The sequence below is a fragment of the Aurantimonas sp. Leaf443 genome (genome assembly GCF_001425575.1).
GTDB lineage: Bacteria > Pseudomonadota > Alphaproteobacteria > Rhizobiales > Rhizobiaceae > Leaf443.
In genome coordinates, this window is sequence record NZ_LMRD01000007.1 from 100,605 (window position 1) to 117,979 (window position 17,375).

The following is a 17,375-nucleotide window of genomic DNA, read 5'->3' on the forward strand; positions in this document are numbered from 1 at the left end:
CTCTCCCGCCGAAAGGTTCCCGATGCGTTCTGTCCTCCTGGCCGCCACCTGCGCGCTCGCCCTCGCCACGCCGGCGCTCGCCGAGGTGCCGGGCGTCGTGGTCTCGATCAAGCCGATCGGCTCGCTCGTCTCGCAGGTGATGGAGGGCGTCGGCGAGCCGCATGTCATCGTGGCGGGCGCGGGCTCGCCGCACACCTACGCGATGAAGCCTTCGGATGCCGCCGCGCTCGACAAGGCGAGCCTCGTGTTCTGGATGGGCCCCACGCTGGAGGCCTTCCTGGAGGGGCCGATCGAGACGCTCGGCACCAAGGCGCGCATTGTCGCGCTTTCCGGGGCGCCGGGCGTCCAGCCCCTGCCCTTCCGCACCGGCGGCGCCTTCGAGATGGACGAGGACGAGGATGCCCATGGCGCCGCCGAGGCCCATGGCGGTCACGACGCCCATGGCGAGGGCGAAGCCGGGCACGAGCACGGCCACGAGGAAGGCACGGTGGACATGCATATGTGGCTCGACCCCCAGAACGCGAAGGCCTTCGTGGCCACCATCGCCGACGAGCTCGGCAAGGCCGATCCCGACCATGCCGCGCGCTACGCGGCGAACGCCAAGGCCGCGAGCGAGAGGCTCGACGCGCTGCAGGCCTCCATCGCCGCGAAGATCGCGCCGGTGAAGGACCGGCCCTTCGTCGTCTTTCACGACGCCTACCAGTATTTCGACCGGCGCTTCGGGCTAAGGACGGCGGGCTCCGTCACGGTGAGCCCGGAAACGGCGCCGGGCGCGCGCCGGCTCGCCGAGATCCGCGCCAAGATCGCCGAGACGGGCGCGGCCTGCGTCTTCTCCGAGCCGCAGTTCGAATCGAAATTCGTCTCGCTCGTCCTCGAGGGCAGCAAGGCCCGTTCGGGCACGCTCGACCCGGAGGGCGCCACGATGACGGCGGGCCCCGGCCTCTACGACACGCTGCTCAATTCCATCGCCGACTCGCTCGTCGACTGCCTGTCGAAAGCCTGACGGCGGAACCACGGCCGGGCCGCCGCGACAGGCCGGCGGCTTGCCGTCCGGCGCGCGGCGGCGCTATCCTGCGCAAATGAGCCTTCGCGCCGGCCAGGATGGAACCGCCCTGCCCGCGCCGCCCCGCTACAGCCGGGCCGCGCGGGTGCTGCACTGGGTCGTGGCGCTTCTCGTCTTCGCCGTCTGGCCGCTCGGCTTCGTCATCTCCTTCATCCGCGAGGATGCCAAGCTCGGCTTCTATCTGCTGCACGAGAGCTTCGGATTCCTCGTTCTCTGGGCGATGCTGGCGCGCGTTCTGGTGCGGGCCCGCACGCGCCCGCCGGAGATGATCGCCGTCTCGCCGGGGGAGCGCGCGCTGGCGAAAGGCGTGCATGCCCTCCTCTACGCCGCGCTCCTCGCGATGCCGGCGATCGGCTTTCTCGCCACCAACGCCCATGGCTTTCCCTTGCGCCTGTTCGGGCTCGTGCCGATCCCCTCGCCGCTCGGCAAGGCGCCGGAGATCGCGCCCTATCTGTCGGCGGCCCACACGGCGCTGGCCTATGCGATCCTCGTCCTCCTGGCGCTGCATCTGGCCGGCGTCTTCCGCCATCATGTCCTGAAGCGCGACGCCACGCTGCAGCGCATGCTGTAGCCCCTCCCGGTCCTCAGAGGGGATGGGCGAGGAGGTCGAGATGCCCGACGGTGCAGGACGCGCCGGCCTCGGCTTGCGCCCTTCGGTAGGCGAGCCAGGACGCGATCGCATCGGCCGCGATCGCGCCCGTCTCCCGCGCGGCCTCCGCCAGGCCCTCGACATAGGCGACCTGCAGGGCCTCGCTGCCGGGGCCGAGGCGCCAGGGGCTCGCGGCGGTCTCGACGGCATAGCCGTGCCCTGCCAGCGCCGCCGAAAGCGCCGCCGTCGCCCCACCCCCGAGCGCCGGCCCGAGCCCCTTGTCGCGATGGCGATGCGCGGCCACGCAGGCGAGAAGCGCCGCGTCGAGCGGGTGCGGCCACGCGAAGGCGATCGCGTCGTCGATCGTGAGCGCCGCATAGAGGGGCAGGCGCTCGGCCGCGAGGCGGCGCGCGAGAGCCTGCGCGAAGGCGTTCGAGACGAGATCGAAGAGCGCGGAGGCCGTGACGAGCCGGGCGCCATCGAGCGGCAGCCCGTCCACGGCCGCAAGGTCGGCGAGGACGGTCTCGGCGCCCGGATGGCGACGGCGCGCCTCTTCCAGGAGGACCGGATCGGCGTCGACGAGGCGCCAGCGCGCCGGCACGATATCCGCGAAGGCGCGCAGCGTGGATCCCGTGCCCGCGCCCAGATCGACGGTGACGGGGTCCGGCACCTGCGCCAGATGCCCGGCAGCGCGCGCCAGAAGGCCCGCGTCGCGCGCGGCATGGTCGGCCGGCTCGCGCAGGGCCAGCCAGCCGGGCGAGAAGCCGCTCAAGGCCGCGCCGCCTCGTCGAGCCGGGCGACGAAGACCGCCGCCGCGTCGCGCCAGGACGGCAGGGCCCGGCCGGCCTCGGCGGCACCCGCCGCAAGGCGCGCGCGCAAGGCCTCGTCGGTGATGAGCCGTTCGAGCGCGTCGGCGAAGGCCTGCGGGTCGTCCGCCGGCACGAGGAGGCCGGCCGAGGCCGGCACCACGTCGGGAATCGGCCCGGCCGCGCAGGCCACGATCGGCACGCCCTGCGACATGGCCTCGGCGAAGACCATGCCATAGCCTTCGTAGCGGCTGGCGAGCGCGAAGATGTCGGCTTTCGCGAGCGCCGCGCGCGTGTCCTCCGAGCGGCCGGTCATGGTCACGCGCTCGCCGAGCCCGGCTTCGGCGATGCGCTGCCGGAGGTCCGCGGCGGTCGCGGGGTCGGCCTCGCCGCTGCCGATGATGCGGCAGGTCCAGTCGAGCGCGCGCAGCCGCGCCAGCGCCGCGATGAGGATGTCGTGGCCCTTGCGCGGAATGAGCGTGCCGATGCTGAGGATCAGCGGCGGCCGCCCGCCGCCCGGCGAGAGCGGGGCGGGATCGGTGCCCGGCAGGGCGACCGAGAGCTTCTCCGGCGCCACGCCGAAGCGCGTGGCGACCTCGCGGCCCGTGGCCGGCGCGGTGACGACGACGCTGCGCGCCATGGCGAGCGCGCGCCGCTCGCTGTCCTCCAGCCGCGCGCTCTCCTCGGGCGAAAGCCCGGTTTCCAGGCACAGGGGGTGATGGCAGAGCGCGACGATGTTCAGCCGCGCACCCTCGCGTTCGGCGATCTCGGGCATCGCCCCGAAGGCGAGACCGTCGGCGAGGACGAGGGCGCCGTCCGGCAGGGCGGCGAGGCGCCGCGCCGCGTCGGCGAGATCGGCGCCGCCGGGACAGGGAAAGGCCCGCGAGACCGCGACGATCTCCACCAAAAAGCCCGCCTCGCGCAGTTCCGCGATGATGCGCCGGTCGTAGCCGTAGCCGCCGGTCGGCAGGTCGAGCCCGTCCGGCACCAGGAAGTGGACGCGCGTCACAGGTCGGCCTCGTAGAAGGCCCGCGCGACATGCGACTCGTGCAGGGTGACGCGCAGCCGGCGGATGCGCCCGCCCCCCTCGCCGAGGCGCCCGGAAGCGATGGCCGCGGCGATCTCGTCGAACACGTGGCGCGCGACGACCTCGGTCGTCGTGACGCGGCCCTCGAAGACGGCGAGATCGTCGAGATTGGCGTAGTTCAGCGGCGCCAGCACGTCCTTGAGGACGCTCGTCGCCAGCCCGATGTCGACGCATAGGCCGTCCGCGTCGAGATCACGGGAGAAGAAACCGGCATCGACCACATAGGTCGCCCCGTGGAGACCTTGCGCCGGCCCGAAGACCGGCCGGGGAAGGGAATGGGCGATCATCACGTGATCGCGGACTTCGACGCAGTACATGGAACTCCCGTGGCGCGGCGCGCTCGTTCGGTCGGCTTCGCGCGGGTTCACGCGCGATAGCGGATTCGGTGGCAGAGCGTATCAGGGGCGGCCAGCACCGCGCCATAGACCTCCGGGAGCGCCTCGAACGGCGTCTCGCCCGAGATCAGCGCGTCGAGGCGCGCGTCCTTCAGGAGCGAGAGGGCCAGATGCAGGCGGCGCTCGCGGCTCCACCGCGCGCGGCGGGCCGCCGGCACGGTGCCGACCTGCGAGGCGATGATCGACAGGCGCTGCGAGTGGAAGGCGCCGCCGAGGAGAAGCGTCGCCGGGCGCGTGCCGAACCAGCTCGCCTCCACGATCCGCCCCTCGAAGCCGCAGGCCTCGATCGCGAGCCCCAGCCCTTCGTCCGTGCCGGATGCGTGGATCGCCACGTCGCAGCCGCTCGGCGCCTGCCCCGGCGCCGCGAAGCGCGCGCCGAGGCCGATCGCGACCGCTTCCCGCGCCGCCTCGCGGTCGATCACCGTCACCTCGGTGCCGGGAATGGCGGCGGCGAGGAAGGCGACGAGAAGCCCGATCAGCCCGCCGCCGACGACCACGACCCGGTCGCCCGGCTGCAGGCCGGCATCCCAGACGAGGTTCAGCGCCGTCTCCATATTGGGGCCGAGCACGGCGCGTTCGGGCGGCACGCCCTGCGGCAGGACCATCGCCGCGCCTTGCGGCACGTCGAACCGCGTCTGATGCGGGTGGAGGACGAGGACGAGATCGCCCTCTGCCGCGCCGGCCTGCGCCTCGGGCGCGAGGTCCGCCTGCGACGCGACGACGCGCCCGACCGTGGCATAGCCGTATTTGACCGGCGCCGGGAACGCCCCTTCCTGGAACGGCGCGCGCATGCGCTCGTGCTCGGATGCCGGCACCGCGCCGGCGAAGACGGTGGCCTCGGTGCCGCGCGAGATCGCGCCGAAGAGCGCGCGCACGCGCACTTGCCCCGCCTCCAGAGGCCCGAGCGGGGCGGCGCGCAGGGCGCCCCGGCCCGGCGCCTCGATCCAGAAGGCGGAAGGGGCCGCGTCTTGGCTGTCGTCCACCCGTCTCTCCTCGCGCTGGCCGGGCCGCCAATCGAACCGAGGACGGCCATCGCGTCAACGCCCTCCGTGCCATTGCCGAAGGCCCTCCGGCGCGCGATCTATGAAACGGGCGGCCGCGTGCCCCGGCCTTCGGCGGGCCGGCGACGGGCGGCGCGGGAGCGCGGGAAAGACGACGGGCATGGCGATCACCGATATCGGCGCGGCGCATCCGGCAGCGGGCGATCGCCGGCGCGTGGCGGTCGCCGGGCCGCCCCCGCGCCTCCTGCGCGGCGCCGCCGCGGGAATGGCGCTCGGCCTTGCGGCGACGCTTACCGTCTCGCTCGTCTTCCACGGGGTCGGGATCGTCGGCCTCGCCGGGGTCCTCGTCGCGCTCGCCGTCTTCGCCGCCGTCGCCGCCGTCGCGCTCGCGGGCCTGCCGTATCATGCGCATGCGCGCTTCGGCGCGGCCAACGGCGTGACCACGCTGCGCGCCGTGCTGACCGCCCTGTGCTTCTCGCTCCTGCCGGGTCTCGACGAGGTGCCGGCCCTGCCGCGCGACCTCGTCTCGGCCGGGCTTTCGCTGGCGGCCCTCCTCGCCCTCCTGCTCGACGGGATCGACGGCTGGCTCGCCCGCCGGCAGAGCCTCGCCTCCCCCTTCGGCGCGCGCTTCGACATGGAGATCGACGCCGCGCTGATGCTGGCGCTGGCGCTCTTCGCCTACGCGTCCGGCCAGGCGGGTCTTGCCGTCCTCGCGATCGGGGGCATGCGCTACGCCTATCTCGCCGCGCAGGCTCTCGTCCCGAAGCTCAAGGGCGAGCTCGCGCCCTCGCTGCGGCGCAAGGCGATCTGCGCGATGGAGGTCGCGATCCTCTGCCTCCTCGTCTCGCCGCTGATCGCGCCGCCGCTGTCGGGTCTCCTCGCGCTCCTGGCGAGCCTCGTCCTCGCCGCCTCCTTCGCCCGGGACATCCACACCCTCCTGGCGGCGCCCCTTCGGCCGTGACGCCGCCCCGTCGCGCCTCTCTCGCCGCGCTCGCCGGCATTGCGGGCCTTGCCGCCATCCTCGCCCTGCCCGATGCGGCGGCGGGACAGGCCTCCGGCTCGCTGCCCGCCTTCGAGCTCGGCGCCGCCGTCCTCGCCCTCTGCCTTCTCGGAGGCGCCGGCCACCGCGCCGCGCGACTGGCCATCGCCGCGCTCGCGACGCTTCTCCTCGCGCTGAAACTTCTCGATCGCGGCACGTCCGCCGCCTTCGGCCGGCCCTTCGATCCGCTGGACGATTGGTCGCTCCTGCCGAAGGCCGCCCATCTCCTGGCGGGCACGCTCGGGCCCGTCGGGGCGGGGCTCGCGATCCTGGTCGTCTTCGCCGCGCTCCTCGCGCTGCCCGTCCTCCTCCACCGTTGTCTCGGCGGCTTCTCCCGCATCGGCGGGCGCCTGCGCGCCGGAACGGCCACGGCGGCGCTCCTCGCCATGGCGCTCGCCTTCGCGCTGCCGGGCGATGCCGGACGGGCATCCAATGCCGAGCTGGTCGCCGCGCGCGTCGCGCTCGTCCGCGCCGCCGCCGAGGACCGGCGCGTCTTCGCCCGCGCCCTCGAGGACGACCCTACGCGCGAGGCCGCTCCGCGCTTCGAGGCGCTGGCCGGCCACGACGTCGTGGTCCTGTTCGTCGAATCCTACGGCACCGCGATCCTGCGCGATGCCGGGCACGGCGCGATCGTGCGCGACCGGCTGGCGGCGCTTGCCCGCAGGCTCGGCCATGCCGGCTACGTCCTGCGCAGCGGCGCGATGACGGCGCCCGTCGCCGGCGGCCAGAGCTGGCTGGCGCGCGCCAGCGTCTTTTCCGGGCTCACGATCGACCGCCAGAGCCGCTACGAGACGCTGATCGCCTCCGGGCGCCCGAGCCTCAACCGCCTGATGGCCGAGGCCGGCTGGGAGAGCGTCGCGGTCATGCCGGCGATCACGCGCGACTGGCCGGAGGCGGCCTGGTCCGGCTACGACCGCATTCTCGCGGCCGGCGAACTCGGCTATCGCGGCCGGCCCTTCGACTGGGTGACCATGCCCGACCAGTTCACGCTCGCCGCCTTCCAGCGCCTCGTGCGGATGCAGCCGCCGGGAGACCGCCGGCCGGTGATGGCCGAGATCGCGCTGATCTCCAGCCACGCGCCCTTCACGCCCCTCGCCCGGCTCGTGCCGGAGGAGGCGCTCGGCGACGGATCGGTCTTCGACGCGATGGCACGGGAAGGGCCTGCGCCGGCCGAGCTCTGGCGCGACACGGAGAGGGTCCGCGACCACTATGCGCGCAGCCTCGACTACACGCTCTCGGCCATCGGCGACTTCGTCCTGCGGCATGGCGACGACACGCTGTTCGTCATCCTCGGCGACCATCCGCCCGCGCCGGTCGTCACCGGCCCCGGGCTCTTCCGCGACGTGCCCGTGCACGTGATCGCGCGCGACGCCGGTCTCGTGGACCGCTTCGCCGCGCTCGGCTGGGTGGAGGGACCGCTGCCGGACGCATCGCGCCCGGCGCTCGCCATGGCCGATTTCCGGCAGACCTTCGCGCGCCTCTTTTCGGCGCGCTGAGCCGCGTCAGGTGCGCGACGCCTCGACGGCGGGGGCCGCCTCCTGGCCCGGCCGCGTGGGCAGGGCCGGGTCGTCCGGGCCCTTCACGAAGCGCGACGGCTCGGCCTCGCCGGGCCTGGCGGCCAGCCGGCTGTCGGGGAAATGCAGGACGAGATTGTAGCGGTAGCGCTCGCCGAACTCGCGCGTCAGCGTGATCCGCGTGCCCGAATCCTGCATCTCGAACGGATCGAGCGCGGCGAGCGCGCGGGTGGCTTCCGCCGGCAGCGCCCAGCCGAGCGCCTCGTAGATGCGGCTGAGCATGGCGCTGGCGCCCTGCGCGGCGATCTTCGCCTCGGCCCGCGTGTCGCCGGTGATCTTCAGCCGCACGGAGCCGATCGTCTCCTTGCCGGCGCCGCGCGCGATGACGAAGAGGCTGCGCTTGGGCGGCGCCTCCACCATCAGGTCCTCGGGGGCGAGATCGTAAGCTGCGGCCTCCGCCTCGCCTTCGGCGCCCTGCGCGTCGCCGAAGGCCGACGGATCGGGGGCCACGGCGACGAAGGGCTCATCGGGCGCCACGATCTCGCTCGACAGGCACTCGTAGAGGCCCGCGGCCGCGGGGCTCTTGTCCCAGGCGACGGGCGCCTCGCCGAGACGGATCGCGGCGCAGAGGCTGGACGGCTCGGTGAAGGGCACGCGCACGAAGCGCGTCGGGTCGGCGCCGGCCGGCGCCACGAGGCGCCCGGAGGGCAACGAGATCGTCTTCGGCGCCTCGATGGCGGCGGTTTCGAAGGCCTGCGGCCCGATCGAGCCGACGGGCGTGAAATCGGGCACGATGGCCAGCGACGACGTGGCGGCGGGATCGAGCGCCCCGGTGGCGAAATCGGACTGCGAGAAGATCAGCGCCAGCGCGCCGACGGGGATGCACGCGGCCAGAACGAGACGCAAGGCGAGCGGCGCCATGCCGCCTTCGCCCGGCGCGTCCGCCTCGTGCGGCTCGGCCGCGCCCATGCGCTGCCCCGGCCAGCCCGGCCTTCCCTCGCCCGGTGCGTCCGCGCTTTCGCTGCGTTCAGCCCACCTGTCTTCCACGCCGTCCCCCGATGCCGTCCGAACGGATCCCGGCCGGCTGGCCGCGCGGCCGATGTCCCCGTCGCGCGCCATCATGCCGTGTCGATCCTGACCAACCGTAAAGGATTTGCGCCGGCGGCGCGAGTCGGACGCGGCAGGCCCCGGCCGGCGCCGGCCTCACGACAAGGCCGGCAGGGGCCCGGCGGCCCGCGCCAGCGCGCCCGATCGCACGAGATCGAGCGCCGCCTCGATGTCGGGATGCATGTGCCGGTCCTCGCCGAGCGGGGGAACGCGCGCCCGCAGCGCCGCCCGCGCCGCTTCCAGCCGCGGGCTGGAGGCGAGGCCGCCCTCCAGGAGATCGAGCCCCTGCGCGGCCGCGAGCAGTTCGATGGCGAGAATGCCGCACGTGTTGGCCGCCATGGCCGTCAGGCGCCGCGCCCCGTGGGCGGCCATGGAGACATGGTCCTCCTGGTTGGCGGAGGTCGGAATGGAATCGACGCTGGCCGGCATGGCGCGCTGCTTGTTCTCCGAGACGAGCGCGGCGGCGGTCACCTGCGGGATCATGAAGCCCGAGTTCAGCCCGGGCCGGGGCGTGAGGAAGGCCGGCAGGCCCGAGAGCGCCGGATCGACCAGCATGGCGATGCGCCGCTCGGCGATGGAGCCGATCTCGCAGAGCGCCATGGCGATCATGTCGGCCGCGAAGGCGACGGGCTCGGCATGGAAGTTGCCGCCCGACAGCGCCTCGTCGGTGTCGGCGAAGATCAGCGGATTGTCGGAGACGCCGTTCGCCTCGGCGTGAAGGGTCGTGGCCGCCTGGCGCAGGAGATCGAGGCAGGCGCCCATCACCTGCGGCTGGCAGCGCAGGCAATAGGGGTCCTGCACGCGCGGATCGTCGATCAGATGCGAGGCGCGTATGGCAGAGCCGGCCATCAGCGCGCGCAGGGCCGCCGCCGTCTCGATCTGGCCGGGATGGCGGCGCAGCGCGTGGATGCGCGGGTCGAAGGGCGTGTCGGAGCCGCGCGCGGCATCCGTCGAGAGCGCGCCGGTGACGAGCGCGGCCTGGAAGGCGGCCTCGGCCTCGAAGAGCCCGGCCAGCGCGTAGGCGGTGGAGAACTGCGTGCCGTTGAGGAGCGCCAGCCCCTCCTTGGCGCCGAGGACGAGCGGCTCGAGCCCGGCGGCCTCGAGCGCGGCGCGGGCCTCCACCCGCGCGCCATCGACGAAGAAGGCGCCGGTGCCGATCATCGCCGCGGTCATATGGGCGAGCGGCGCGAGATCGCCGGAGGCCCCGACCGAGCCCTGCGCGGGCACGACGGGCGTCAGACCCGTCTCCAGGAGCGATTCCAGAAGCCGCAGGGTGGCGAGCGAGACGCCCGAGGCCCCCTGCCCGAGGCTCGCCAGCTTCAGCGCCATCATCAGGCGCGTCACCTCCGCCGGCATCGGCTCGCCGATCCCGGCGGCATGGGAGAGGACGATGTTGCGCTGGAGCGTGGCGAGATCGCCGTCGCCGATGCGCACGCTGGCCAGCTTCCCGAAGCCGGTGTTGATCCCGTAGACCGGCTCGCCCCGCTTCAGGATCCGCTCGACCGCCCGGGCGCTCTCCTCCACCACGCCGGCGCTCGCCGCGTCGAGGCGGGGCGTGGCGCCCCGATAGACGGCGCGCCAGTCGGCGAGCGGGACCTGCCCGGGAACGAGGACGAGGGAAGCCATGGCGCGCTCCGAACGGCGGGGGCGGCGGACGGGCTCGAGCCGTGCGCCGAGGATGGGCATTATTGTATAGACATATCGCTCCGACGCAAGGGAGCGCTTGGCTCGAGGAGCGTTCCTGAAGGCTCCGGCCCGGCGCCGCAGGGACGTTAACCCTTTCTTAAGGATCCGCTCGCGGCCGGCCGGGCGGAATGATAGAAATTTAACGAATGGAAGGGGCGAGACGGTCCGGGCGGTCCGGCAGGTCTTCGGCAGACGGGACGGGATGCGAGGCCAGGGTCTCAAGTCCGGTTCTCATGCCGGACCCGGTCGAACGCAAGCATCCTCGGGTCGATCACTCTCGTTCGCATGAGTTCGATTTCGTCTCGCCGTCCGGCGAGGCAGGCGTGAAAGATTATCCGATGCGTCGAGCCGCCGTCTTCTTCGGGATGCTGATCCTCGCCGCCACGGCGCTCGTCTCCGCCTCGAACGCGTCCGCCGGCTCCGGCATGCCCGTCATCGGGACCGCGAGCCAGCCGGTCGGCCACTACCAGTTCTGCCGCCGCAACCCCGCCAAATGCGCCCCGAACGCCACACGCGCCATCGTGGGCCTGACGCAGGCGACCTGGGAAGTGCTGAACGCGGTGAACGTGACCGCCAACACGATGATCGAGCCGCAGACCGACGAGGAGATCTACGGCGTCACCGAACTGTGGACCTATCCGGGCGCCAAGGGCGACTGCGAGGACTACGTCCTCTCCAAGCAGCGCTCGCTGGAAAAGGCCGGCCTGCCGGCCTCCGCCCTCCTCATCACGGTCGTGCGCCAGAAGGACGGTTCGGGCCACGCGGTGCTGACGGTGCGCACGACGCAGGGCGACTACGTCCTCGACAATCTCGACGACCGTATCCTGCCCTGGGAAGCCACCGAATACACCTATCTCAAGCGCCAGTCGCAGGCCGATGCCGGCCGCTGGGTGACGATCGAGGACTCGCGCGACGTGTTGGTCGGCAGCGTCCGATAAGACGGGCGCCGCCTCCGCCCTGCACCGCAATCCGAGATCGAGCGCCGCGGGTTCGTCCAGACCTGCGGCGCGAACGCGTCGAGGCCCTGGGCGGCTGAATCGCCCGAGGCGCCGTCGTCGGCACGCTCGGGAGATCAGAGGAAGCTCGCCGCCCCGCGATCGAGATAGGTGTCGAGGAACTGCTCGATGCGCGGATGGCGCGGCTTGCCGAAGACCTGCGCGGCCGCGCCCTCCACGAGAATCCGGCCGTGGTCGAGAAAGACGATCTTCGAGCCGACCGAGGCCGCGAAGCCGATCTCGTGGGTGACCACGAGCATGGTCATGCCGCTCTCGGCGAGCCTTCGCATGACGTTCAGCACCTCGCCGGTGAGTTCGGGATCGAGCGAGGAGGTCGGCTCGTCGAAGAGCATGATCTTCGGGTCGAGGGCGAGCGCGCGGGCGATGGCCACGCGCTGCTGCTGCCCGCCGGAGAGTTCGCTCGGATAGTGCCTGGCGCGCTGGGAGAGGCCGACGGACTCGAGCTCCCGCATCGCCCGCTCCTCGGCCTCGCGCCGCTTCAGGCCGCGCACGGTGACGAGGGCCTCGGCGACGTTTCCCAGCGCCGACATATGCGGCCAGAGATTGAACTGCTGGAACACCATGCCGATGCGCCCGCGCACCGGGCGGATGGCGCTCGACGGCAGGCGCATGCGCTGGCCGGAGGGCCCGAGAGCGAAGCCGAGTGGCTCGCCGTCGATGGAGATCAGCCCCTCGTTCGCCTCCTCCAGGAAGGCGATGCAGCGCAGGAGCGTCGACTTGCCCGAGCCGGAGGGCCCGAGCAGGCAGGTGACGGCGCCGCGCGGCACGTCGAGATCGATGCCGTTGAGCACCGACGTCTCGCCGAAACGCTTGACGAGGCCGGAGACGGAGATTGCCGGGGTCATCGGATCGCGAGCTGCCATTTTGAGAGACGGGCTTCGGCCATGCGGCCGGCGGCGCCGCAGGCTTCCACCAGCGCCCAGTAGAGAAGCGCCAGGATCGTGAAGCTTTCGACGAAGGCGTAATACTGCGTGCCGAGGCCCGAGACGGTCATGGTCAGCTCCGGCACCGAGATGATCGAGAGCACCGCCGTCTCCTTGAGGAGGAGGATGGTCATGTTCACCATCGAGGGCAGGACGATCAGCGTCATCTCCGGCAGGATGATGCGGCGCACGGTCTGCGTGCGGTTCAGCCCGACGCATTCGGCCGCTTCCACGTGGCCCTTCGGGATCGCCTCGAAGCCGGCGCGCCAGAGCTCGGAATAATAGGCCGCGCCGTAGATCGTCAGCGCCAGGATGCCGGCCGGCACGTTGCCGAGCGACAGGCCGATGAAGGGCCCGCCATAGTAGAGGAGGAAGACCTGGATGAGGAAGGGCGTGCCGCGGATGAGCTCCACCGGCAGCATCAGCGCGAGGTTCAGCCAGCGCGGCCCGTAGCGGCGCGCGAGCGCGACGAGGAAGCCGAGCGCGGCGCCGAGCGCCGATCCCGCGATCCACAGGAGGATGGTGACGCCGAAGGCCCTGGCGATGGCCGGCGCGTAGGAGAGGACGAGGTCGAGATCGAAGCTCACGCGCGCCCTCCCGCCGGTGTCGCCGCCGCCCTCACAGCCGCCCCCAGGACAGGCGCTTTTCCAGGAGAAGGCCGAGCGCGGCGAGGACGACGTTGATGACGAGATAGACGAAGCCGGCCGAGGCGTAGATCTCCAGCGGCCGGTAGGTGCTGGCCGCCAGATCCTGCGCCATGCGCGTGAGTTCGACCACGCCGACGACGGAGACGAGCGAGGAGGATTTCAGCATCATGATCCCCTCCGAGACCAGTGCCGGCAGCGTCAGCTTCACCGCGACGGGCAGCCGGATGCGGCGGAACACCTGCGCGCGCGACAGGCCGCACATGTCGGCGGCCTCCGTCAGCCCGCGCGGCACGCCGGAAAAGCCGCCGCGCAGGATCTCCGCCTGGTAGGCCGAGGTGCACAGCGTCATGCCGACGATCGCGGCCACCCAGCTCGGCACGTCGAGCCCGAGCCGCGGCAGGAGATAGTAGATGAGGAGAAGCTGCACGAGCAGCGGCGTGCCGCGGAAGAAGCTGACATAGAGTCGCCCCGCCAGGGCCAGCCCGCGATGGGCCGAGAGCTGCGCCGCGCAGATCGCCGAGGAGAGGACGAAGCCGAGGACGATCGAGATCGCGCTGAGGAGCAGCGTCAGCCGGGCCGCTTCGACGAGCAGCCAGAACAGCTTCCACGACATGGACACTCCGGGCGCAGGTTGGGCTGACGGCAGCGGCGGCCCTTGCAGGCCGCCCCGCCGCCGTCTGGACGAGGCCGCGCCCCGGAAGACCCGGGCGCGGCGGGCGGGACCGGCCTCAGATGGCGGGCTCGGTGACCTTCTCGGGCGTGTCGAAGGCGACGCCGAACCACTTCTTCTGCATCTCGGCCATGCGACCGTCGCCCTTCATCTTGATGATGGCGGCGTCGATCGCGTCCATCAGCGAGGCGTATTCGGGGTCCTTGCGGCCGGGAAAGCCGAAATAGGTCTTGGCGCCGAAGGGCGGCTCGACGAGGGCGAAGGTCTCCGGGCGCTGCTTGGCGACATAGGCGATGTTGGGGAAGGAGTTGGCCACCGCCACGATGCGCCCGGCCGCCAGATCCGCATAGGCCTCGTTGAAGCTCACATATTCCTTCACCTCCGGGGCGCTCGGCAGCGACTTGCCGAACGCCTGCAGCTGGGCGAGCTGGGCGGTCGCCTTGCCCGACCCCACGGCCTTGCCGGCGATGTCCTCGGGCTTCGTCAGGCTCGTGTCGGCGGCCGGCTTCAGGAGCGCGACGGTCGCCTCCGCGACCGGGGCGGAGAAGCGGTAGCGCTCCATGCGCGCCTTGGTGATCGTGGCGGGGCCGGCGACGACGTCGAACTTGCCGCTTTCCAGCCCCGGCAGGACGCCGTCCCAGGGCAGCGTGATCCACTCGATCTTGACGCCGAGCTCCTTGCCGATCTCGGCGAAGAGGTCGACGTTAAGGCCGGCATGCTCGCCGGCGTCGATGAAGTCGAAGGGCGCGAAGGCCGTCTCGGTGCCGACCTTCAGGACGCCCGCCGACTTCACCTTGGCCAGGACGTCCTCGGCATGGGCGCTCAGCGTCATGGCGAGCGCCATCGTGGCGGCGAGCAGCGTCTTCGCGATCATCGTCTCTGTCCTCTCATCGAACCGGCGCCGGGCCTGTCGGCCTGCGGCCTTTCGAGCGGGTTGGAATGAATTGCCTAGACAAATTGGCCGCCGCGCCGGCCGCTTGTCAATCTGCCGATGCGCAGAAATGAATCAAGCACCGTTTTTGTGCGATGCGCCCTCGGGGCGCGCGCTGCCCGGCTGGAAACGCGCCACCAGCCGGTAGGCGGGATCGGCGAAGAGCGTGCGCGCGGCGGTGACGGCGGCCCCGCCCGCCCAGGTCCGCCGCTCCAGGACGAGGCAGGGCGCCTGCGGCGCGAGATCGAGGAGCGCGGCCGTCGCGCCGTCCGCCGCCGCCGCGCCGATGCGGTGCTCGGCCTCGGTCCAGGGAATATGCGCCAGGAGCCAGGTGCCCGGCGGATCGAGCCGGAACGGCTCGTCCCGCGCGTCCGGCACGGTGACGAGGTCGATGACCCGGTCCTCCAGCGCGAAGGGGCGCTCGTCGCCCACATGCAGCGTCGTCACGCCGAGGACCTCGCCCGTGCCGCCGGGCGCCAGCCGCGCGCGGTCCGACGGGAGGGCGGCCCGCACGGCGCGCTCGACGAGGCGGAACGTGTAGCGGGCGCCCAGCGCCAGGATCTCGGCCTTCACGTCCGGGATCTGCAGGAGCGCGGAGGCCGGCCGCGGCTTGGAGACGAAGGTGCCGGCGCGGCGCCGGCGCTCCACCAGGCCGTTGGCGGCCAGTTCCGTCAGCACCTTGTTCACCGTCATGCGCGAGCAGCCGAAGAGGCCCATCAGCTCGTGCTCGGCCGGGATGCGGTGGCCGGGCGGCCAGTCTCCGCCGAGGATGCGCGATTCGAGCGCCTCGCGGATGGTGACGTGGAGCGAGGCGCCCGGCCCTGCGGCTGGCGGCGTGCGATCGGCCCGCATCGTCTGAGGTCTGCCCTTCTCGCCGGCCCGGCGGATCGATTTGTATAGCCATAAACTCCGCCAAGCCCGCCGGGCGGTCAAGCCGGGCACGCCGGCGGCGGCCCTTGCGTCAGCGCACCGCCGGGTCGGCCTGCGCGACGATGAGCGCGACGCCCTCGCGAAGGCCGACGCGGATCGGCCCCAGCGCCTCGTTCGACTGGGTGAGGATCGAGTGGAAGGGCACGTCGACAGCCTCGAGCGGCCATTTGGCGCCTTCGATGGTCAGGCCGCGAAGGTCGGAGAACTTGAGGATCGAGAATTGCGTGCCCGCGGACAGGTCCATCGCCACGGCCTGCGGCCCGAGCGGACGGGCGCGCTCCAGCCCGTCGAACAGCTCCACCGCGATGCCGTTCGCGGCATGGCGCAGCGCCACGATCATGTTGGAGAAGGCGTGGTCGCTGCGCGGCCCGCCGAGCGCGCCGACGAGGAGGAGATGGCGCGCGCCGCGCGCCAGCGCGAAGTCCATCGCCAGTTCGCCGTCGGTGCGGTCCTTGTCGCGCGGAAAGGTCTCGCGCGGCGTCTGGGCCAGATCGGGCGGCGGCAGCGGCGCCGAATCGAAGTCGCCGACCCAGAGCTCCGGCACGAGGCCGAGCGCCGCGGCATGGTGGATGCCGGCATCGGCGGCGATGACGCGGCAGGGCGCGAGCGCGGCGCGAAGGGCCGGGGTCGGCGCGCAGCGGCCGGCGAGGAGGATGGCGAAACGGTCCATGCCCCCTGATAGACGAGCCCGCAGCGCCGCGTCACCTCCCGGCCCCGTCGCGATCGCGGTTGCGGTTCACCGCCCTCTTCCGCTAAGCCTTGGCGGCTCACACGGGGTGCCCGTGGCGCAGCCGCACGCGGGGTCTCCCGCTTCGGACGCGCCGCCGGGCTGAGAGGCCAGCGCCAACCCGTCGAACCTGATCCGGATCGTACCGGCGGAGGGATTGCGGGCGCCGCTCCCTCCTGCGGCCCGGCGTCCCCCGATTGTCCTGGGAGGCCCCGATGCCCGTCCGCCGTTCGATCCCCGCCGCCCTGGCGCTCGCCGCGACCCTTTCGGCCCCCGCGGTCGCGCAGGAGGCGGAAAGGCCCGTCCTCACCGTCTACACCTACGAGAGCTTCACGCCGGACTACGGGCCCGGCCCCAAGGTGGAGGCGGCGTTCGAGAAGGACTGCGGCTGCGATCTGCAGTTCGTCGGGCTGGAGGACGGCGTCGCCATCCTCAACCGGCTGAAGCTCGAAGGGGCCTCCACCAAGGCCGACATCGCGCTCGGCATGACGAGCGACCTCCTGCCGGAAATGAAGGCGACCGGCCTCTTCGCCGAGAGCGGCGTCGACCTCTCGCCGCTCGCCATTCCCGGCGGCTATGCCGATCCCGTCTTCGTGCCCTTCGACTATTCCTATCTCGCCTTCGTCTACGACACGCAGGTCGTGAAGGATCCGCCGAAGAGCCTGGAGGACCTCGTCTCCGGCGATCCCGACCAGAAGATCGTCATCGAGGACCCGCGCACCTCCACGCCCGGCCTCGGCTTCCTCCTGTGGATGAAGGCGGTCTACGGCGACGGAGCGGCGGCGAAATGGGCCGCGCTGAAGCCACGCATCCTCACCGTCACCCCCGGCTGGAGCGAGGCCTACGGGCTCTTCACCAATGGCGAGGTGCCGATCGTCCTCTCCTACACGACCTCGCCGGCCTACCACATGATCGAGGAGAAGACCGAGCGCTACCAGGCGGCGGCCTTCGCCGAGGGCCAGTATCTGCAGGTGGAGGTGGCCGGTCGGCTGAAGAGCGCGAAGAACCCGGACCTCGCCCGGCGCTTCCTCGCCTTCCTGCTGACGCCCGCCTTCCAGGAGATCATCCCGACCGCCAACTGGTCGCTGCCGGCCACCGACATCGCCGCCAGCCTGCCGCCCGAGTTCGACCGCCTCGTGAAGGTGGAGAAGCCGCTGTCGATCGACCCCGAGACGGTCGCCGCCAACCGGCGCGCCTGGACGCAGGAATATCTCGAGGCGCTCGGCCGCTGAGCGCGAGAGCGC

At 72.4% G+C, this 17,375-nt stretch carries 18 protein-coding genes and 1 riboswitch; of the genes, 6 read left to right on the forward strand and 12 right to left on the reverse strand.

The genetic code is table 11. From position 1 onward, the window contains the following. Positions 1–22: 22 nt before the first annotated feature. Positions 23–1,003, forward strand: coding sequence for a zinc ABC transporter substrate-binding protein (locus ASG48_RS08780; RefSeq protein WP_055848285.1), 981 nt, complete (start codon positions 23–25; stop codon positions 1,001–1,003). 76 nt (positions 1,004–1,079) lie between these two features. Then, complete coding sequence (locus tag ASG48_RS08785; protein ID WP_055848287.1) at positions 1,080–1,634, forward strand: cytochrome b/b6 domain-containing protein; 555 nt, start codon at positions 1,080–1,082, stop codon at positions 1,632–1,634. A 13-nt stretch (positions 1,635–1,647) separates the two neighbouring features. On the opposite strand, the gene ASG48_RS08790 is transcribed toward ASG48_RS08785, so the two are convergent. Genes ASG48_RS08790 through ASG48_RS08805 form a run of 4 tightly spaced genes read right to left on the reverse strand, consistent with a single transcriptional unit; the run spans position 1,648 to position 4,923 of the window. Beyond that, complete coding sequence (locus tag ASG48_RS08790; protein ID WP_055848290.1) at positions 1,648–2,424, reverse strand: class I SAM-dependent methyltransferase; 777 nt, start codon at positions 2,422–2,424, stop codon at positions 1,648–1,650. Continuing rightward, the gene (locus ASG48_RS08795; RefSeq protein WP_055848292.1) at positions 2,421–3,467 is read right to left on the reverse strand and encodes a glycosyltransferase family 4 protein; all 1,047 of its coding nucleotides are present in this window, start codon (positions 3,465–3,467) and stop codon (positions 2,421–2,423) included. The genes ASG48_RS08790 and ASG48_RS08795 overlap by 4 nt, the downstream gene beginning before the upstream one ends. Then, on the reverse strand, positions 3,464–3,862 hold the full coding sequence (locus ASG48_RS18780; protein ID WP_055848295.1) for a 6-carboxytetrahydropterin synthase: 399 nt from the start codon (positions 3,860–3,862) through the stop codon (positions 3,464–3,466). Before ASG48_RS18780 ends, ASG48_RS08795 begins: the two co-directional genes overlap by 4 nt. Positions 3,863–3,909: 47 nt before the next feature. Beyond that, complete coding sequence (locus tag ASG48_RS08805) at positions 3,910–4,923, reverse strand: zinc-binding alcohol dehydrogenase (RefSeq protein WP_055848298.1); 1,014 nt, start codon at positions 4,921–4,923, stop codon at positions 3,910–3,912. Positions 4,924–5,101: 178 nt separating this feature from the next. Here ASG48_RS08805 and ASG48_RS08810 point away from each other — a divergent pair, with 178 nt between their 5' ends. Then, on the forward strand, positions 5,102–5,902 hold the full coding sequence (locus ASG48_RS08810) for a CDP-alcohol phosphatidyltransferase family protein (protein WP_055848301.1): 801 nt from the start codon (positions 5,102–5,104) through the stop codon (positions 5,900–5,902). Next, the gene (locus tag ASG48_RS08815) at positions 5,899–7,476 is read left to right on the forward strand and encodes a sulfatase-like hydrolase/transferase (RefSeq protein WP_055848304.1); all 1,578 of its coding nucleotides are present in this window, start codon (positions 5,899–5,901) and stop codon (positions 7,474–7,476) included. Before ASG48_RS08810 ends, ASG48_RS08815 begins: the two co-directional genes overlap by 4 nt. Before the next feature lie 6 nt (positions 7,477–7,482). Here the strand turns inward: ASG48_RS08815 and ASG48_RS08820 are convergent, their stop codons facing one another. Beyond that, the gene (locus ASG48_RS08820) at positions 7,483–8,541 is read right to left on the reverse strand and encodes a DUF6030 family protein (RefSeq protein WP_156381533.1); all 1,059 of its coding nucleotides are present in this window, start codon (positions 8,539–8,541) and stop codon (positions 7,483–7,485) included. 156 nt (positions 8,542–8,697) lie between these two features. Next, the gene (gene hutH, locus ASG48_RS08825; protein WP_055849620.1) at positions 8,698–10,227 is read right to left on the reverse strand and encodes a histidine ammonia-lyase; all 1,530 of its coding nucleotides are present in this window, start codon (positions 10,225–10,227) and stop codon (positions 8,698–8,700) included. A gap of 398 nt (positions 10,228–10,625) precedes the next feature. On the opposite strand from hutH, the gene ASG48_RS08830 reads away from it, so the two are divergent. Further along, positions 10,626–11,225, forward strand: a complete 600-nt coding sequence (locus ASG48_RS08830; RefSeq protein ID WP_082529363.1) for a transglutaminase-like cysteine peptidase — start codon at positions 10,626–10,628, stop codon at positions 11,223–11,225. A gap of 134 nt (positions 11,226–11,359) precedes the next feature. Here ASG48_RS08830 and ASG48_RS08835 read toward each other — a convergent pair whose 3' ends face one another. From ASG48_RS08835 to ASG48_RS08860, 6 genes are all read right to left on the reverse strand, one after another. Next, positions 11,360–12,148: an amino acid ABC transporter ATP-binding protein gene (locus ASG48_RS08835; RefSeq protein ID WP_055848309.1), complete on the reverse strand. Its 789-nt coding sequence runs from the start codon at positions 12,146–12,148 to the stop codon at positions 11,360–11,362. Beyond that, positions 12,145–12,813 carry an amino acid ABC transporter permease gene (locus ASG48_RS08840; protein WP_055848311.1) on the reverse strand — a complete coding sequence of 223 codons (669 nt, stop codon included), beginning with the start codon at positions 12,811–12,813 and terminating at the stop codon, positions 12,145–12,147. Before ASG48_RS08840 ends, ASG48_RS08835 begins: the two co-directional genes overlap by 4 nt. Before the next feature lie 31 nt (positions 12,814–12,844). Next, entirely contained in the window at positions 12,845–13,486 is a 642-nt protein-coding gene (locus tag ASG48_RS08845; RefSeq protein WP_055848314.1) for an amino acid ABC transporter permease, read from the reverse strand. A gap of 115 nt (positions 13,487–13,601) precedes the next feature. Then, on the reverse strand, positions 13,602–14,417 hold the full coding sequence (locus ASG48_RS08850) for a transporter substrate-binding domain-containing protein (protein ID WP_055848316.1): 816 nt from the start codon (positions 14,415–14,417) through the stop codon (positions 13,602–13,604). A gap of 132 nt (positions 14,418–14,549) precedes the next feature. Beyond that, the gene (gene hutC, locus ASG48_RS08855; RefSeq protein ID WP_055848318.1) at positions 14,550–15,326 is read right to left on the reverse strand and encodes a histidine utilization repressor; all 777 of its coding nucleotides are present in this window, start codon (positions 15,324–15,326) and stop codon (positions 14,550–14,552) included. Between the two features lie 109 nt (positions 15,327–15,435). Then, complete coding sequence (locus ASG48_RS08860; RefSeq protein ID WP_055848321.1) at positions 15,436–16,074, reverse strand: thiamine diphosphokinase; 639 nt, start codon at positions 16,072–16,074, stop codon at positions 15,436–15,438. Between the two features lie 100 nt (positions 16,075–16,174). Beyond that, positions 16,175–16,291, forward strand: a riboswitch (TPP riboswitch). Positions 16,292–16,346: 55 nt separating this feature from the next. Between ASG48_RS08860 and thiB the strand changes: the two genes are divergently transcribed. Further along, positions 16,347–17,363, forward strand: a complete 1,017-nt coding sequence (thiB, locus tag ASG48_RS08865) for a thiamine ABC transporter substrate binding subunit (RefSeq protein WP_055848324.1) — start codon at positions 16,347–16,349, stop codon at positions 17,361–17,363. Positions 17,364–17,375: the final 12 nt, after the last annotated feature.

What these genes read in the sequence shown, in the direction of transcription:
- ASG48_RS08780 (WP_055848285.1), top strand. Translation starts at nt 23, where the DNA reads ATGCGTTCTGTCCTCCTGGCCGCCACCTGCGCGCTCGCCCTCGCCACG.
- ASG48_RS08785 (WP_055848287.1), top strand. Translation starts at nt 1,080, where the DNA reads ATGAGCCTTCGCGCCGGCCAGGATGGAACCGCCCTGCCCGCGCCGCCC.
- ASG48_RS18780 (WP_055848295.1), bottom strand. Translation starts at nt 3,862, where the DNA reads ATGTACTGCGTCGAAGTCCGCGATCACGTGATGATCGCCCATTCCCTT.
- ASG48_RS08810 (WP_055848301.1), top strand. Translation starts at nt 5,102, where the DNA reads ATGGCGATCACCGATATCGGCGCGGCGCATCCGGCAGCGGGCGATCGC.
- hutH (WP_055849620.1), bottom strand. Translation starts at nt 10,227, where the DNA reads ATGGCTTCCCTCGTCCTCGTTCCCGGGCAGGTCCCGCTCGCCGACTGG.
- ASG48_RS08830 (WP_082529363.1), top strand. Translation starts at nt 10,626, where the DNA reads ATGCGTCGAGCCGCCGTCTTCTTCGGGATGCTGATCCTCGCCGCCACG.
- ASG48_RS08835 (WP_055848309.1), bottom strand. Translation starts at nt 12,148, where the DNA reads ATGACCCCGGCAATCTCCGTCTCCGGCCTCGTCAAGCGTTTCGGCGAG.
- ASG48_RS08845 (WP_055848314.1), bottom strand. Translation starts at nt 13,486, where the DNA reads ATGTCGTGGAAGCTGTTCTGGCTGCTCGTCGAAGCGGCCCGGCTGACG.
- ASG48_RS08850 (WP_055848316.1), bottom strand. Translation starts at nt 14,417, where the DNA reads ATGATCGCGAAGACGCTGCTCGCCGCCACGATGGCGCTCGCCATGACG.
- hutC (WP_055848318.1), bottom strand. Translation starts at nt 15,326, where the DNA reads ATGCGGGCCGATCGCACGCCGCCAGCCGCAGGGCCGGGCGCCTCGCTC.
- ASG48_RS08860 (WP_055848321.1), bottom strand. Translation starts at nt 16,074, where the DNA reads ATGGACCGTTTCGCCATCCTCCTCGCCGGCCGCTGCGCGCCGACCCCG.
- thiB (WP_055848324.1), top strand. Translation starts at nt 16,347, where the DNA reads ATGCCCGTCCGCCGTTCGATCCCCGCCGCCCTGGCGCTCGCCGCGACC.